Annotated in this window: 1 rRNA gene; it reads right to left on the bottom strand. The window is 55.5% G+C overall.

What is annotated here, in order from left to right:
- Window positions 1–21: 21 nt before the first annotated feature.
- Window positions 22–1,051 (bottom strand): 23S ribosomal RNA (locus ACWD6P_RS37065); the annotation flags it as partial.

Raw genomic sequence — 1,051 nt, 5'->3', positions numbered from 1 at the left:
ACACAGTGGACGCGAGCAACTGAGGACAAGCCCTCGGCCTATTAGTACCAGTCAACTCCACACCTTACGGCGCTTCCATATCTGGCCTATCAACCCAGTCGTCTACTGGGAGCCTTACCCTCTCAAGGAGGAGGGAGCCCTCATCTCGAAGCAGGCTTCCCGCTTAGATGCTTTCAGCGGTTATCCTTTCCGAACGTAGCCAACCAGCCATGCCCTTGGCAGGACAACTGGCACACCAGAGGTTCGTCCGTCCCGGTCCTCTCGTACTAGGGACAGCCCTTCTCAAGACTCCTACGCGCACAGCGGATAGGGACCGAACTGTCTCACGACGTTCTAAACCCAGCTCGCGTACCGCTTTAATGGGCGAACAGCCCAACCCTTGGGACCGACTCCAGCCCCAGGATGCGACGAGCCGACATCGAGGTGCCAAACCATCCCGTCGATATGGACTCTTGGGGAAGATCAGCCTGTTATCCCCGGGGTACCTTTTATCCGTTGAGCGACGGCGCTTCCACAAGCCACCGCCGGATCACTAGTCCCTACTTTCGTACCTGCTCGACCCGTCAGTCTCACAGTCAAGCTCCCTTGTGCACTTACACTCAACACCTGATTGCCAACCAGGCTGAGGGAACCTTTGGGCGCCTCCGTTACCCTTTAGGAGGCAACCGCCCCAGTTAAACTACCCACCAGACACTGTCCCTGATCCGGATCACGGACCCAGGTTAGACATCCAGCACGACCAGAGTGGTATTTCAACAATGACTCCACACCAACTGGCGTTGATGCTTCACAGTCTCCCACCTATCCTACACAAGCCGAACCGAACACCAATATCAAGCTATAGTAAAGGTCCCGGGGTCTTTCCGTCCTGCTGCGCGAAACGAGCATCTTTACTCGTAATGCAATTTCACCGGGCCTATGGTTGAGACAGTCGAGAAGTCGTTACGCCATTCGTGCAGGTCGGAACTTACCCGACAAGGAATTTCGCTACCTTAGGATGGTTATAGTTACCACCGCCGTTTACTGGCGCTTAAGTTCTCAGCTTCGCCTG

The sequence above is a fragment of the Streptomyces sp. NPDC002446 genome, from assembly GCF_053595675.1.
The sequence above is the reverse complement of the archived record's forward strand: the minus strand, read 5'-3'. Positions and strand labels throughout refer to the sequence as shown.